The sequence below is a fragment of the Rhizobium sp. N621 genome, from assembly GCF_001664325.1.
Taxonomy (GTDB): Bacteria; Pseudomonadota; Alphaproteobacteria; order Rhizobiales; family Rhizobiaceae; genus Rhizobium; species Rhizobium esperanzae.
This window is the reverse complement of record NZ_CP013495.1, coordinates 637,782-652,109: the sequence shown is the minus strand read 5'-3', so window position 1 is coordinate 652,109 and position 14,328 is coordinate 637,782. Positions and strand designations below refer to the sequence as shown.

Sequence of the window (14,328 nt, the reverse complement as noted above, 5' to 3'; positions counted from 1 at the left end):
CGAAAGAAAGCGAAAATGAGCAAATTCAAGGGTGTCGTTCCTCCCGTCATAACCCCGCTGAACAAGGATTACACGGTCGATTACCCGTCCTACACCCGGGTGCTCGAAAACCTGATCGAAGCCGGATGTCATGGCCTGTTCGTGCTCGGCTCGACCAGCGAGGTGATCTTCCACGACGAAAAGACCCGGCAGGACATCATCGAGCATTCGGCAAAAGTCATCGACGGTCGCGTACCGCTGATCGTCGGCGTCATCGACCCGACCACCGACAGGGTCATCAACCATGCCAGGACCGCGAAATCGGCCGGCGCCGACGCGGTTGTCGTCACGGCGCCGTTCTATACGGTCACCAGCCAGGCCGAGATCATCGATCACTTCCGCTATATCCGCGATGCCGTCGACGTACCGCTGATTGCCTATGACATTCCGGTCTGCGTGCATGTGAAACTGCAGCGCCAGACCAGCGTGACGCTTGCGAAAGAGGGAACCATCATCGGCATCAAGGATTCGAGCGGCGACGACGGCAATTTCCGTTACGTGCTGCTCGATCTCGCCGACCACAAGGACGTCTTCCTGATGACCGGCTCCGAAATCGTCGTCGATACGGCGCTGCAGATGGGCGCCCACGGCGTCGTGCCCGGCATCGCCAATGTCGATCCGCATGGCTATGTCAGGCTCTGGAATGCTGCCCAGCGAGGGGACTGGGTCGCGGCCCGCGAGGAGCAGGAGCGCCTCTGCCGGCTCTTCGAGATCGTTTGGGTCGGTGCGGGCCGTGTCAGCGGCGGCGCCGCCGGCATCGGCGCCTTCAAGGCGGCGATGAAGAGCCTCGGCATTATCGAAACGGCGCTGATGCCGCGCCCGCGGGCGGCGCTCAACGAGGCCGAAACCGCAAGGATCGACGAGATCCTGCGCGCGACCGGCCTGCTTGCCTGATGGATGCCATGCCACAGAGCGCCGCCACCATTCTCGACATCAAGGGGCTGCGGACCGTCTTCCGCATCCGCTCGGGCGAGGTGACGGCGGTCAACGGCATCGATCTCAGCGTGGCTGCGGGCGAGACGCTGGCGCTGGTCGGCGAGTCCGGTTCGGGCAAATCGGTCACCAGCCTTTCGGTCATGCGGCTCCTGACCCGCAATATCGGCGCGATCGCCGCCGGCCGCATCGATCTGAAGCGCAAGAATGGCAGCGTCAGCAACCTTGTCTCACTCGGCGAACAGGAGATGCGCGCCATCCGCGGCAATGATATCGGCATGGTCTTCCAGGAGCCGATGTCGAGCCTCAACCCGGTCTACACCATCGGCGACCAGATTTCCGAGCCGATCCGCATCCACCGCGGGGCGGACCGGAAGGCCGCGATGGATGCGGCGGTCGCCCTTCTCGATAGCGTCGGCATTCCCGATGCCCGGCGCCGCGCCGGTCAATATCCGCACGAGCTCTCCGGCGGCATGCGCCAGCGCGCCACGATCGCCATGGCCCTCGCCTGCGACCCGACGCTGCTGATCGCCGACGAGCCGACGACGGCGCTCGACGTCACCATTCAGGCGCAGATTCTGGCCCTCCTGCAGAAGCTGCAGCGCGAACGCGGCATGGCCATGCTCTTCGTCACCCATAATCTCGGCGTCGTCGCCGAAATCGCGCATCGGGTGGCGGTGATGTATGCCGGGCGGATCGTCGAGACCGGGCCAGTGGCCGAGGTTTTCCGCAATCCGAGACATCCCTATACGATCGGCCTGATGGCCTCGATGCCGAAACTCGGCGATGCAAGCCGGATGAAGCAGGCGGGTGAAAGGCTGGCGGCCATTCCTGGCGTCGTGCCGAGCCTGATGAACATGCCGGCCGGCTGCGCTTTCCAGCCGCGCTGCCGATTTGCCGTCGACGCCTGTCGCGCGGCTGTGCCGCCGCTTGCCGAGGTCAATCCGCGCCACCAGAGCCGCTGCATTCGCTGGCAGGAGATCCGATGAGCGAACCCCTTCTCTCCGTCCGCGGCCTTGGGAAACATTATACGTCCCGCGGGACCAGACTGACCATTCTGCAGGCCGTATCCTTCGATATCGGCAAGGGCGAGGTCGTCGGGCTGGTCGGCGAATCCGGCAGCGGCAAGACGACGATCGGCCGATCGGTCCTGCGGCTGGTCGAGCCGTCGGCCGGCAGCGTCCGCTTCGATGGCGCCGAACTCACCACCTTGTCCTCATCCGAAATGCGGCGTCTGCGGCCGCGGATGCAATATATTTTTCAAGACCCGTTCGCGAGCCTGTCGCCGCGCATGACGATCGGGGAAATCCTGACCGAGGGATTGAAGATCCAGGGCCTGGGGACGGCAAGAGAGAGATTGGAACGCGCCCGCCGGGCGCTCGAACAGGTCGATCTTCCGCCGGAGGCCGTCAACCGGTACGCCCACGAATTCTCGGGCGGCCAGCGGCAGCGGATCGGCATCGCCCGCGCGCTGACGCTCGCGCCGGAATTTATCGTCGCCGACGAGCCGGTCTCCGCACTCGATGTCTCGATCCAGGCACAGGTGATCAATCTTCTGCGCGACCTGCAGCAGCGCCTTGGTCTGACCATGCTGTTCATCAGTCACGACCTCGCTGTGGTCGAATATATCTGCGACCGGGTGATCGTGCTCTATCTCGGCCGGATCATGGAAATCGCGCCCAGTGCCGAGCTTTATGCCAGGCCGCTGCATCCCTATACGCGGGCGCTTCTCTCGGCGATCCCCTCGCCCGATCCCGATGCGCCGCGCGATCGCCAGATCCTGAAGGGCGATATTCCGAGCCCCGCCGATCCGCCGAGCGGTTGCGTCTTCCGCACGCGCTGTCCGAACGCCCTGCCCGCCTGCGGCGAGACCGTGCCGGAGCTGCGCGAAATGCAGCCCGGGCATTTCAAGGCCTGCATCCGTGATGACCTGAACTGAAGGACGTGCAATGACCACCACAACCCGCCGCCACCCGATCGCGGGCAACTGGGCTAGCCTGCTGCTACCGATCGCCGAAGACGACAGCATCGATTTCGAAAAGCTCGCCGAGGAAATCGACATACTGATCGCCGCCGGCGTCGACGGCATCTATTCGAACGGTACGGCGGGAGAATTCCACAATCAGACGGAAGCCGAGTACGAGCGAATTCAGGACGTGCTGGCGTCGCGTTGCCACGCGGCCGGAATGCCGTTCGTCATCGGCGCCTGCCAGCCGGATCCGATCATCATGCTCGATCGGCTGCGCCGCGCAACTCTTCATAAGCCATTGGCGATCCAGGTGATCCTTCCCGACTGGTGGCCGCTCACCAATCTCGAAGCCACCGATTTCCTGAAGCGCGCATCGGAGGCGGCGGAAGGAATCCCGTTCATCCTTTACAATCCGCCGCATGCGAAACGTGTCCTGTCGCCAGCCGAGCTCCGTGACGTTTGCGGCCCCTGCCCGTCAGTGGTCGGGATGAAGATCGCCGATGGAGACGACGCCTGGTATGCGCAGGCACGAGCGCATCTTTCCGAATTTTCGCTGTTCATTCCCGGCCACCATCTCGCAACCGGCATAAAGCAGGGCGTTGCTGCCGGGGCGTTTTCGAATGTTGCCTGTCTTCATCCCTGCGGCGCCCAGGCCTGGACAGAGCTGATGCACCGGAATCTGGACGCAGCGCTTGATATCGAAAGCCGCATCTGCGCCTTCATGGACGATCACATCGTCCCGTTTCGCCGTGACCGCGGCTATTCAAATGCCGCGCTCGACAAACTGCTCGCTGCGATCGGCAACTGGGGTCCGGTCACCACCAGGCTGAGATGGCCTTACCGCTTTATCGACGAGCAAGAAGCGGCAAGTCTGCGCGATCATGCGCGCATGATCATCCCGGAGCTCTTCGCTCAGTAGGTGACAAGACGGGGACCGAACGGAGCCCTGCCGGATCATGCCGGAATGCGGGCGATGACCTTGATCTCAAAATCGAAGCCCGCCAGCCAGTTCACGCCGATCGCGGTCCAGTTCGGATAGGGCGGCTTGCTGAAAATCTCCTGCTTGACGGCCATGATCGTTTCAAACTGGTTCTCGGCATCGGTATGGAACGTCGTCACATCCACTATGTCGTCAAAGCTACAGCTTGCAGCTTCCAGTGTCGCCTTGAGATTTTCGAAAGCCAGCCGGACCTGACGCGGGAAGTCCGGTTCAGGTGTTCCATCGGAACGGCTGCCGACCTGGCCGGAGACGAACAGAAGATCGCCGGTTCGGATGGCGGCCGAATAACCATGGTCCTCGTAAAGGGCATGTCTGTTCGCCGGAAAGATTGCTTCGCGTCGGTTCATTGTCGATCTCGCTTCCTCATCGTTGATAAGACACCGCCAGCGCAGCAGGGCTTTGCAAGAGCTTCACAGATCGCCTCGCCATGTGATATACGGTGCGTATGTGAAATAGTCGCATACGCACCGTATGTCAAAATTATTATACGGCCCGTATGTGAAATTGGAGATGAGATGGCAAAGAAACGCAGCGAGACGATGGAGGAAAATCGTGTGAAGCTGATCGCGGCTGCCCGAAAGGCCTTTGCCGAGAAGGGATATGCCGCCGCTTCAATGGACGAACTGACTGCCGAAGCCGGCTTGACGCGGGGAGCGCTCTACCACAACTTCGGAGACAAGCGTGGGCTGCTTGCCGCCGTTGTCGATCAGATCGACACGGAAATGGCGTCGCGCGCAAAGGAGATCGGCGCCCGCGCGAGTGATGATTGGCAGGGCCTGCTCGCCGAGGGCGCAGCTTATATCGAAATGGCGCTTGATCCGGAGGTCCAGCGCATCGTCCTGCTCGATGGGCCTGCAGTGCTGGGTGATCCTTCACAATGGCCGAGCCAGAGCAGTTGTCTTCAGGCAACCAGGCAGACAATCGAGCGCCTGATCGTCCAGGGCGCCCTCAAGCCGGTCGACGCGGAAGCAGCCGCTCGGCTGCTCAACGGCGCTGCGCTCAATGCCGCTCTCTGGATCGCGGCGAGTGACCGGCCGCAGGATGTGTTGCCAAGAGCTGTCGAGGCCTTCGACGCCTTGGCTGCCGGCCTTCTCAAGATGTCCGCGTGAGCTTCCGATATACTGGCGGCAAACTTGGAATCTTGTTGGGGGAGATGCAGTGCGGATTGGCTCACACCATCGTCTGTCACCAATAGCTCCCGAAAACCAGAAGAATTGCGCCGACCGCGATGACAACCATCGCCGGCCAGTTGCGCGCCAAGCTGAGGAACCTCAGGCCTTGGCGCCGCGGTTCGAGCGTGGCGCCGCCCTGCGGCCTCAAGTGCGGATCACTCGGCTTTCGACGAAGCGCCGGCCGAAGGAGAAAAAGAAGGCCGCCGATTATGAGAGCGGCACCGATCAGAACTGCCCACATCGTCGCCTCCGCCGGGGACACGGATGTGAGTTAAACCGCATCCGGCCTCAATTGTTCCGTAACATGCTCAAATCGCCAGCGACGCGCAGGGCGGCATACCCTCGAGCGGCTTCCGTTAAAAGGTGAACCGCTCTAAAGGGATTTGTCACCGCCTGAGCAAACATGTATTCGAACTCAAAAATCCTTGCCTGACCGTGGCGGCTGTTCTGCCGCGCACAAACCGAACGCGATTGCAAATGACTGAACATGCCATGACCTGGGGGATCGCCGGCCTCACTGCGATGGGCGTCGTCGTCCGTCCCTTCCGGTGGCCGGAAGCGATCTGGGCCGTCTTCGGCGCCCTGCTGCTGCTCGCCTTCCGCCTGCTTGGACACCATGATGCCCTGGCGGGCGTCGCCAAGGGCGGCGACGTTTATCTCTTTCTGATCGGCATGATGCTGCTCTCCGAACTTGCCCGGCGCGAAGGCCTCTTCGACTGGATCGCCTCCATTGCAATCGCGTACGCCCAAGGATCACCCCGGCGTCTCTTCGTGCTCGTCTATCTTGTCGGCGTGATTGTCACCGTCTTTCTTTCCAACGATGCGACGGCCGTGGTGCTGACGCCGGCCGTCTATGCCGCCTGCCGGACGGCGCGTGTCAAAGACCCGATGCCTTATCTGCTGATCTGCGCCTTCATTGCCAATGCCGCGAGCTTCGTCCTGCCGATTTCCAACCCGGCCAATCTGGTTATCTTTGCCGGCGGTGATATGCCGCCGCTCTCCCGCTGGCTGTCGACATTCATGCTGCCGTCGATCATTTCGATCGTCGCCACGTTCCTCTGCCTCTACTGGACGCAACGCCGCGCCCTTGCAGAAGACACTCTTGCCGCCGACACGCAGCAACCGCCCCTCTCCCGCAGCGCCCGCCTCGCGGGATGGGGAATCCTGCTGACGGCCATCGTTCTTATCACGGCGTCGGCCATGCATGTCGACCTCGGCGTGCCGACCTTTGTTGCGGGCACGATCACCACCGCGATCGTTCTGATGCTGACGCGGCAAAGCCCGGCCGAGACGATGAAGGGCATCAGCTGGAGCGTTCTGCCGCTGGTCGCCGGCCTGTTCGTCATCGTCGAATCGCTCGATCATACCGGGCTGACGAACATTCTCTCCGATCAGCTGGCTGCGCTTGCCTCGGCCTCGCAATCGCAGGCGATCGGCGTGGCGGGCCTGCTCGTCGGCGTGATCTGCAACCTCGTGAACAATCTTCCTGCCGGCCTGCTTGCCGGCAGCGTGGTGCAGGCCGCAGGTGTCTCCGACAAGATCGCCGGCGCCGTGCTGATCGGCGTCGATCTCGGACCCAATCTGTCGGTGACGGGGTCGCTGGCGACGATCTTGTGGCTGTCTGCCCTGCGCCGCGAAGGCCTGCATATCGGCGCCTGGACGTTTCTAAAACTCGGAACCGTCGTCATGTTCCCCGCACTCATTCTATCTCTGGGGTCGCTCCTCCTGTTTTGAGTCCAAGCTCGCTAGAAGATGGCTCAACGAGGGAAAAGAAAGCGTCATCCCGAAGATAGCGAAATCTGCTCTGCGGCGTACCCTAGAGCGGTTCAGCTTTTCACGGATGCGCAGAACCGCTACCTTTTAGTTTAGGCAATTATCCGGTGAAACGGCGCGAGAGCCTTCGTGCGGGCAGTTTCCGAAGCATGGATGACTGCGCACCGAATGCGACGTATTCAAACGACTGACGGTCATTCAGCGGGAGGATCGATGATGGGCATCATCGACGAGCGTGAAGAAGCACTCGAGAAAGAGTACATCGTGAAGCTCGAGCGTTCGTTCCATATCCAGGCGAGGCGCGACCGGATGCTGGCACGCTGGGCGGCCGAGCTCATCGGACGAACCGACTTCGACATCTATTTCGACGAAGTCATTTCCGCCGGGTTGCTGGAGTCAGGGGATGAGAACGTCTTCAGAAAGATTCTCAGCGACCTGCAATATGCAGACGTCGCGATCAGCGCTCAGACGGTTCGCGAGAAAATGAAGCAGCTTCTGCCTGAAGCGGCAAGGTCCCTCGACGAGGCCGGCTAAAGCCTTTCAGGGTGAGTGCGCCAGGCTGCCGGCACTTTCGTGCAGGAGACATCTCATGACAGCTGCCATTCCGGTGGCGTCTCCAGACATACCGGTTTCGCCACCGGCCGCTCTTTGATTGCTGTCAGGACAGTCTCCCTCTTCCCTCTGGGTCAACGGGACTGCTCTTTGCGATGGATCAACGTGCGCGGCGTGCATCACCTGCATTATCCGCGCCGGACAATCATCGTGAAGGGACGAAGATCATGACGAGCAAGATGATGAAGGCGGCAGTGGTTCGGGAGTTCGGCAAGCCGCTCGCAATCGAATGCGTGCCGGTGCCTGTTCCGGGCCCGGGGGAGATCCTGGTGAAGGTCGTTGCCTGCGGAGTATGCCATACCGACCTGCACGCCGCCGAGGGCGATTGGCCGGTCAAGCCGCTGCCGCCCTTCATTCCCGGTCACGAAGCGGCCGGGGTCGTTGCTGCTCTCGGTCCCGGCGTCACCGAATTCAAGGAAGGCGATGCCGTCGGCGTCGCCTGGCTGCACGATGCCTGCCTGCGCTGCGAATATTGCGAAACCGGTTGGGAAACCCTCTGCGAACACCAGCACAATACCGGCTACAGCTGCAATGGCGGCTTTGCCGAATATGTCATCGCGTCGGCCGCTTTCGCCGCCCGCCTTCCTGCAGACGTCGACTTTGCCAAGATCGCGCCAATCCTCTGCGCCGGTGTCACGACCTATAAAGGGCTGAAGGAAACCGAAGCGCGGCCCGGCGAATGGGTGGCGATATCGGGCGTCGGCGGCCTCGGCCATGTCGCGATCCAATATGCCAAGGCGATGGGTCTCAAGGTGGTCGCTCTCGATGTCGCTGCCGCCAAGCTCGACCTTGCCCGCCAGGTCGGCGCCGATCTCGCGCTCAACGCACGCGCCGAAGACACCGTCGAAAAGGTGCTGAAGGCAACGAGCGGCGGTGCGCATGGCGTTCTCGTCACCGCCGTCTCGCCGCCTGCCTTCTCGCAGGCACTCGGCATGGTGCGTCGCAAAGGCACCGTCAGCCTCGTCGGCCTGCCGCCGGGCAACTTCCCGACGCCAATCTTCGACGTTGTGCTGAAGCGCATCACCGTACGCGGCTCGATCGTCGGCACGCGCCGCGACCTCGATGAAGCGCTGGCTTTCGCCATCGAAGGCAAGGTTCACGCCGAAATCTCCAAGGCGCCGCTCGATAACATCAACGATATTTTTGCCGATCTCAAAGCGGGAACGATCGAGGGCCGCACGGTGCTCGATATCGCAGGAGAGGCGAGCATCTTCGCAGCGCGGGACCAGTCCGCAGCATAGCTGGCGCGCTGCGCGTCTCCGCCGCGCGGCGGAGACACCTTCGCTTCGAAAACCAGAGCGCCTCGGCCCGGCCGATCCGGTGAGCGGGGCAAGGCGCCTACGCTTTGGGCCGAGATCGAAGCGCTGGGCCGGGAAGGAATTCAAAGGCCATGAGATGGTCGAGCGCGTGGTCGCCGCTGACGCCTTGACGACGGACGGTTCTACGCCAGCGTCTTTCCCGTCCAGCGCAGGCCTTTCATGCCAGCTGAGCGTCTCCTCGGGGAAAGGAGGCGTGTGGCCGCCGCGTCATTTGCGGCGCTGCAAGACAAACGGATCAACTGCAATCTTGCCCCCGCCGAACACGACCAATGCCAGCGCCATTGCCGCCCAGGGCAGGTGAAAGTTGGCCCAGCCCTCCGGGATGGTGAGCTGGATGATCGCCGTCATCAGCAGCAGACCGAGGGCAGCGAAGCGTGTGGCCAAGCCGAGGATCAGCAGAATTGGCAGAACCAGTTCTCCAATTCCGGCGGCCGTCGCCATCGTCAGAGGAAACGGGTAGGCGACTGCGCTGCCGAAGATATGAAGCTTGAACTCCTGCTCGAAAAGATATCTTGCGCCCGATGAAAGCGTCAGGAAGTCGTCCCATTTCGTCAGCCCCGACTTGAAGAAGGGAATAGCCAGCGCAAAACGCAATGCCAGCAGCGGCAGCGACCTGGGAACTGAGGCGAGCAGGCCTTCCGCGCGTGTGACGAGGGAGGCAGCGGCAGCGCCAAAGCCGTGCGAAGGGGCCACTTCAGTTTTCATGTGGAGTTTCCTTTATACTGTTGAAAGGCTCTAAACGCGCCGAGACCGGCAAGGCCGACCAGCGCCGTTCCGAAATCGAATTCCGGGGCAGCCGCACATGCCGCCTCTGCCGCCTCGCCGAGAGTGGCGGCGTTGAACAAGGCGGCAGCAAAGACAGCGTCCCGCGGCGGCAGGACATGAACATTGACCGACATCTCCGGTCGCACGACCAGGACCGCTTGCCCGTCCCAGTCGGAGACCGGCGAAACCATCTCCTCTTGATGTGCGCTCCAGATCGAACCAACCGGAAAATTCGACGGGATCAGGTGCGCGGATGGGTGTGGGACGAGCCGCAAATCCGAAAGCATCTCGGGCGCCACGGCTCTGAGTGCCGCAAGATCGAGAGGCGTGCTGTCGGCGGCGTGGTAAGCCTCTGTCCAGGCGGCCTCGAGCCGGGCAACATCGGGCAGATAGACAAGCATGCCTGCAGGCTCAAAAGCTGCAATGAAGTCGGGGAAATCGTCGCCATATTCCATGATCAGCGGCGAGGCCGGCTTGTGATCCTGGGCGTAGGCTCGCGCTACGGCCGAAAAGAACTCCGAACCGACGAGCCTCTCAGTCACCGGAAAACGTTGCGCCAGCGCCTTTGTCAGCCCGACGAACACATTGTTGCGGTATACGGCAAACCGCGCCGCGTCGGGCTTGCCGCGTGCGTTGATGATGCCCTCCGGCACCGGCCGCTCGGCATGCAGCAAGGCATCGGCGAAGGCGGTTTGGCGGGTTGCGAAATCCATTGTCACGCCGCCCGGATCCGGCGCCCGCCGCGGCAAGACGTTTCGGCGGCGAGCATCGCATCCGCGCGTTTTGCCTCTGAATACAGTGTGGCGAAATCCGGAACATTATTGTCCCATTCAATCAGCGTCGGGAGTGCGCCGGTGCGCGCGAGGGTATGTTTGTAGAGCGCCAATACGTCGCTCTTCACCGCCGTCGCGTGCGCGTCGATCAGCAGCCGGTCGCCGGCGGGGTCGACGGTTTCGTCGTAACCGGCAAGGTGAATCTCACCGACGGACTCGACCGGAAAACGATCTATATAGGCGGTGGCATCGAGCCGGTGGTTTACCGCCGAGACCATCACATTGTTGACGTCGAGCAGAAGGCCGCAGCCCGTCCGCTCGGCGATCGTTGCCAGAAAATCCACTTCATCGATCGTACTGTCGGCGAACAGTATATATGTGGAAGGGTTTTCCAGCAGCAGTTGTCGCCCGAGCGCCTGTTGCGTTTCATCGACATGGTCGACGACGCGCGCCAGGGTTTCTTCCGTGTAGGGCAGCGGCAGCAAATCATTGAGAAATCCCGTGTCATGCGTCGACCAGGCCAGATGTTCGGAAAAGCTCTGAGGCCGATAGCGGTCGAGCAAGCTGCGAAGCCGCTTCAGATGCGCCTTGTCGAGCCCACGCGCCGCGCCGATCGATAAGCCGACGCCGTGCAGCGACAGCGGATAGTGTTCCGTGATGGCTTGGAGATAGCGATGCGGCGGCCCGCCTGCGCCCATGTAGTTCTCGGCATGGACCTCGAAGAAGCCGACGTCCGGCAGATCGGCCAGAATGGTGTCATAATGCTCGGGCTTTAGGCCGAGGCCGGCCCGCGCAGGCAGGAGGACAGGTCGGTTTGTTGAAGCGGTCATCGCAATTCTCCCGATTTGACGAGAAAAGATAGAGGCCCGGGCATCGGGCCTCCGCTTTCCGGTCAGCCTTTGGTCGGCTCGAGCTTACCCATGTGCCCGTTGACATTCATGCTGACGCAGGTACCGGCCGGGACGGCCTTCCAGGCGTTGCCCTGATAATCCATCGTCGATGTACCTGCGCAGGTCGTGCCGGCACCGGCGGCACAATCATTGTGACCCTTGAGCGCGATGCCATAGCATTTCTCCTTGCCCACCATTTTCTCCGCCGGCAGCGGTGCGGCGAAGGCAGCAGATGAAATCGCAGTGGCGAGCGAGCCTGCGAGGGCGAGGCTGAGAGTGGAACGGTTCATGGATGGTCTCCTCTTGCAAAGATCCGCGCACCGGTCATCGGCCGCGTAATCCCTCTTTCGAGACGACGATCCCGCTTGTTACAGGCATAAGGAACACGAATTGGTGATCGGCCTTCGCACGATGGTATGGTTTTGTTCGTGGGACGGTGGCGGCGCTCGTTTGGCGCAGGCGCGCCGGAGGATTTCGCGGCACTCAGCTTATGGGTATTCACCTGTGACGGCTTCAAGGACCAGTGGTCCTTCCGCCTCCAGCCTGACACGGCCCCTGCCGACGCGCGCGAGGCGGATGGGCGCCTGCTTTTCTTCGAGCCGGCGGCGCAACAGCAAGAGCCGGGTTTCGAGATTGTCCTTGATCTCCGGCATGCGTGCGCCGGCCGTCAACCGCATTTCCCGGTTGGTGAACTCGCTTCTGCCGTCGCTCAGATGCCAGTCGAGCATCAGGCGCAGCAGAGTGCCGGCAACGCCCTTCACGATGTAAGTGCCATCGATGAAGACGCTGTCATCGAAGCGGTGATGAACAACGCGGATTTCTCGGCCGGCGGCTACAGGCTCGGGCGTGCTGGTCGCAGGTCTCTGTTCGGCGGCAGCCGCTGCGCGCTCGCTGGCCCTGAGGGCGCCGGCAGCCTGTCCCGCCAGTATCTCGAGAGCAGCTTCGTCCTCTTCTCGGAAGGCGAGTCGCTCCGTGCTCTCGATGAAGAGCACGCCCGTCACCGCGCCGCCGGCGATCATGGGAACGGCAATCTGGCTCATTGCCGTCGGCAAATGCGGGAAAGCGATCGTGCGCGTCGTATTTTCAGCCCCTTCCGCCTCCAGACCGATCGCTTCGCCAAACCGGCGCACACGGCTCATGTCACTGACCTTGATCGCCTGTCCACCCGCTGCCGCAGCCCCGATCAATCCGTCGCCGCCTGCGATTTCGGATCCGAGGCCCGAGCGCTCGTAGCCGATGCTGCCCATCGTGATCAGGCAGCCGCGATGGCTGTCGTGGATGAGCACGAGCGCATTGCCGCATCCGAGGACTTGCTTGACGCCGACGAGCAGGCTGTCGATGATCTCATCGGCCTCCGACTGTCGCTCGATCGACTTGATCGCCTTGGAAAGATCAGGGAGGCTGACAGGCGCCCGGCTGCTCGGCGGCGAAGCTGTTTCCACCGGCGAGGGAACCTTCTCAATTCCGTACACCCGGAAAATATCGGCGCTCCTCAGCCGCATGACATCCGACATGCCGATCTGCGCGCTGCTCGCCTTGAGCTGGCGAGCGATCTTGTCGAACAGCGCGCCGGCATCGACCGAACGAACGAAGCCGACGTCGAGCAGGAACTGATCGCCGGTGAACCCGTCCACCAGGATCAGCGTGACCTTTGGATTGGCGCGCACATTCGCCGCCGTCTTGGCGAAGAACTGGTTGGAGAGCGCGACATGCTCCTCATCGACCCGCACCACATGGGAGAGATAGGATATGTTCGGCATGCCGTCGGCCGAGGCCGTGGCGATGATGGAGGGAATGACACCCTCGAAGCAGGCGGAAAGATCGGAAAGCCGCAGGTTCATTGGGACCGCGCGCCAACATGGGTGCCCGCCAGCATGCCGGCGAGCGGGCCGGGCGTCTGGACATATATCTCACTGATCACCAGCCGGGCGACCCGCGCCTCGCGCGCCGTCAGCCATGGCGCGATAAGACGCCGGGGGACGCCGAGCGATTCGAGCTCGTTCGTCGCCGCGGTGATGAAATGATCGGCGCGAGCGAGGTCAGAACTCTGGATCTCTTGCATGCCGGCGCTCCCCTTCAGCTGGAAACTTACATAATCCGCGGGGGTTACGAAGGTGGCGGCAACCCGCCCGGTCTGCCGGATACCGATTTCGAGCCGCGGCCACTGCCAGGCTGAAAAGATGACGTCGATCGTTTCGCGGTCTTCCAGAAGATGGAAGCCGACGCCGCGTCCCGCCGAAGGACGGCCGGTCTCGTCGGCCGCCGCGATGATGCACATCAGCGGCCTGTTGAAAAAATCGAGAAGCCTGTCGTCAAGCCTCACTGCCGTCCCCCATTGCTTGCCCCAATCCTCCTTAGCAAACTTTTAGGATTCCCGGTACGGCTTGCACATTCATTTAGGAACGCCGTTTTTTTCGCTGCGCTATAGAAGCGTACCGGCTGAACGGCCTCGATTATCACCATACCCCAGTGTTCGGCGGCCCCGTGCCGCCGGGCGAAAGACAATCGCGCCCGCCCCGCATGCCGGAGCGGGGCACGGATCTCTGCGTTTTGCCTCAGGCGAAACCGCCGGCGGTCGATGCGGGACGAATTTGGAGAAAGAGAAATGGAGAAGTTTGATCATGCGGCAGTTTCGCCGCCGGGGCATGGGTTGCCGGCAATGGCTTTCGGCACGCATGTCATCCGTTTTATGGCGGGCAATACTGGCGGTTCGCTCGGCATGTTCGAAGCCTGCGTGCTGCCCGGCGAAGGTCCGCCACTACATGTGCATGAGCGCGAGGACGAGTTGTTCCGCGTTCTTTCCGGCCGCTTCGGCTTCTGGTGTGCCGGCGATTATGTCGAACTCACGGAAGGCGGCTCTATCGCTTTGCCGCGCGGTGTGCCGCACCGGTTCCGCAATGTGGGACAGACGGAGGGCCGCCTCATGGTCGTCGTCACCCCGGGCGGGTTCGAGAGCTTCTTTCCGATCGTCGAACTCTGCAAGCCCGAAACACCCGAGCAGATCGCCTCGATCGCCAGGGGCTTCGGCCTGACCTTCCCACCCGAGGACGATCGCAAGGTCACCTGAACCACCAGAAACACGT

General features: G+C 62.3%; 17 protein-coding genes. 9 read left to right on the top strand and 8 right to left on the bottom strand.

From position 1 onward, the window contains the following. Positions 1-15 precede the first annotated feature (15 nt). The 4 genes from AMK00_RS03220 to AMK00_RS03205 are packed head-to-tail and all read left to right on the top strand — an operon-like array spanning position 16 to position 3,860. Complete coding sequence (locus AMK00_RS03220; RefSeq protein WP_064809578.1) at positions 16-933, top strand: dihydrodipicolinate synthase family protein; 918 nt, start codon at positions 16-18, stop codon at positions 931-933. Continuing rightward, positions 933-1,961: an ABC transporter ATP-binding protein gene (locus AMK00_RS03215; RefSeq protein WP_406869897.1), complete on the top strand. Its 1,029-nt coding sequence runs from the start codon at positions 933-935 to the stop codon at positions 1,959-1,961. The genes AMK00_RS03220 and AMK00_RS03215 overlap by 1 nt, the downstream gene beginning before the upstream one ends. Next, a complete protein-coding gene (locus AMK00_RS03210; RefSeq protein ID WP_064809577.1) occupies positions 1,958-2,911 on the top strand; it encodes an ABC transporter ATP-binding protein in 954 nt (317 codons plus the stop codon). Before AMK00_RS03215 ends, AMK00_RS03210 begins: the two co-directional genes overlap by 4 nt. Positions 2,912-2,921: 10 nt before the next feature. After that, a complete protein-coding gene (locus AMK00_RS03205; protein WP_064809576.1) occupies positions 2,922-3,860 on the top strand; it encodes a dihydrodipicolinate synthase family protein in 939 nt (312 codons plus the stop codon). A 35-nt stretch (positions 3,861-3,895) separates the two neighbouring features. Here the strand turns inward: AMK00_RS03205 and AMK00_RS03200 are convergent, their stop codons facing one another. Next, positions 3,896-4,288 (bottom strand): RidA family protein, encoded by a 393-nt coding sequence (locus tag AMK00_RS03200; RefSeq protein WP_064809575.1) that lies wholly within the window; start codon positions 4,286-4,288, stop codon positions 3,896-3,898. A 168-nt stretch (positions 4,289-4,456) separates the two neighbouring features. On the opposite strand from AMK00_RS03200, the gene AMK00_RS03195 reads away from it, so the two are divergent. Beyond that, complete coding sequence (locus AMK00_RS03195) at positions 4,457-5,050, top strand: TetR/AcrR family transcriptional regulator (protein WP_064809574.1); 594 nt, start codon at positions 4,457-4,459, stop codon at positions 5,048-5,050. 76 nt (positions 5,051-5,126) lie between these two features. Here the strand turns inward: AMK00_RS03195 and AMK00_RS32835 are convergent, their stop codons facing one another. Next, positions 5,127-5,354, bottom strand: coding sequence for a hypothetical protein (locus AMK00_RS32835; protein ID WP_064809573.1), 228 nt, complete (start codon positions 5,352-5,354; stop codon positions 5,127-5,129). 236 nt (positions 5,355-5,590) lie between these two features. Between AMK00_RS32835 and AMK00_RS03185 the strand changes: the two genes are divergently transcribed. The 3 genes from AMK00_RS03185 (at position 5,591) to adhP (ending at position 8,739) form a co-directional block, all read left to right on the top strand. Further along, positions 5,591-6,847, top strand: coding sequence for an arsenic transporter (locus tag AMK00_RS03185; RefSeq protein WP_064809572.1), 1,257 nt, complete (start codon positions 5,591-5,593; stop codon positions 6,845-6,847). A gap of 252 nt (positions 6,848-7,099) precedes the next feature. After that, entirely contained in the window at positions 7,100-7,420 is a 321-nt protein-coding gene (locus tag AMK00_RS03180) for a DUF1476 domain-containing protein (protein WP_167377175.1), read from the top strand. Between the two features lie 245 nt (positions 7,421-7,665). Then, positions 7,666-8,739, top strand: a complete 1,074-nt coding sequence (gene adhP, locus AMK00_RS03175) for an alcohol dehydrogenase AdhP (RefSeq protein ID WP_064800624.1) — start codon at positions 7,666-7,668, stop codon at positions 8,737-8,739. Between the two features lie 285 nt (positions 8,740-9,024). Here the strand turns inward: adhP and AMK00_RS03170 are convergent, their stop codons facing one another. The 6 genes from AMK00_RS03170 to AMK00_RS03145 all read right to left on the bottom strand — a co-directional run bounded on the left by AMK00_RS03170 (position 9,025) and on the right by AMK00_RS03145 (position 13,568). Next, on the bottom strand, positions 9,025-9,522 hold the full coding sequence (locus AMK00_RS03170; protein ID WP_064800623.1) for a DoxX family protein: 498 nt from the start codon (positions 9,520-9,522) through the stop codon (positions 9,025-9,027). Further along, positions 9,519-10,295, bottom strand: coding sequence for an HvfC/BufC N-terminal domain-containing protein (locus AMK00_RS03165; RefSeq protein WP_064811628.1), 777 nt, complete (start codon positions 10,293-10,295; stop codon positions 9,519-9,521). Before AMK00_RS03165 ends, AMK00_RS03170 begins: the two co-directional genes overlap by 4 nt. Before the next feature lie 2 nt (positions 10,296-10,297). Continuing rightward, positions 10,298-11,185, bottom strand: a complete 888-nt coding sequence (gene bufB, locus AMK00_RS03160) for an MNIO family bufferin maturase (protein ID WP_064809570.1) — start codon at positions 11,183-11,185, stop codon at positions 10,298-10,300. Positions 11,186-11,247: 62 nt separating this feature from the next. Further along, the gene (locus AMK00_RS03155; protein WP_064800621.1) at positions 11,248-11,535 is read right to left on the bottom strand and encodes a BufA1 family periplasmic bufferin-type metallophore; all 288 of its coding nucleotides are present in this window, start codon (positions 11,533-11,535) and stop codon (positions 11,248-11,250) included. 198 nt (positions 11,536-11,733) lie between these two features. Then, positions 11,734-13,086 carry a pyridoxamine 5'-phosphate oxidase family protein gene (locus AMK00_RS03150; RefSeq protein ID WP_064809569.1) on the bottom strand — a complete coding sequence of 451 codons (1,353 nt, stop codon included), beginning with the start codon at positions 13,084-13,086 and terminating at the stop codon, positions 11,734-11,736. Further along, complete coding sequence (locus AMK00_RS03145; protein WP_082240262.1) at positions 13,083-13,568, bottom strand: pyridoxamine 5'-phosphate oxidase family protein; 486 nt, start codon at positions 13,566-13,568, stop codon at positions 13,083-13,085. Before AMK00_RS03145 ends, AMK00_RS03150 begins: the two co-directional genes overlap by 4 nt. A 282-nt stretch (positions 13,569-13,850) precedes the next feature. Here AMK00_RS03145 and AMK00_RS03140 point away from each other — a divergent pair, with 282 nt between their 5' ends. Further along, positions 13,851-14,312, top strand: a complete 462-nt coding sequence (locus tag AMK00_RS03140; RefSeq protein ID WP_064809568.1) for a cupin domain-containing protein — start codon at positions 13,851-13,853, stop codon at positions 14,310-14,312. Positions 14,313-14,328 lie beyond the last annotated feature (16 nt).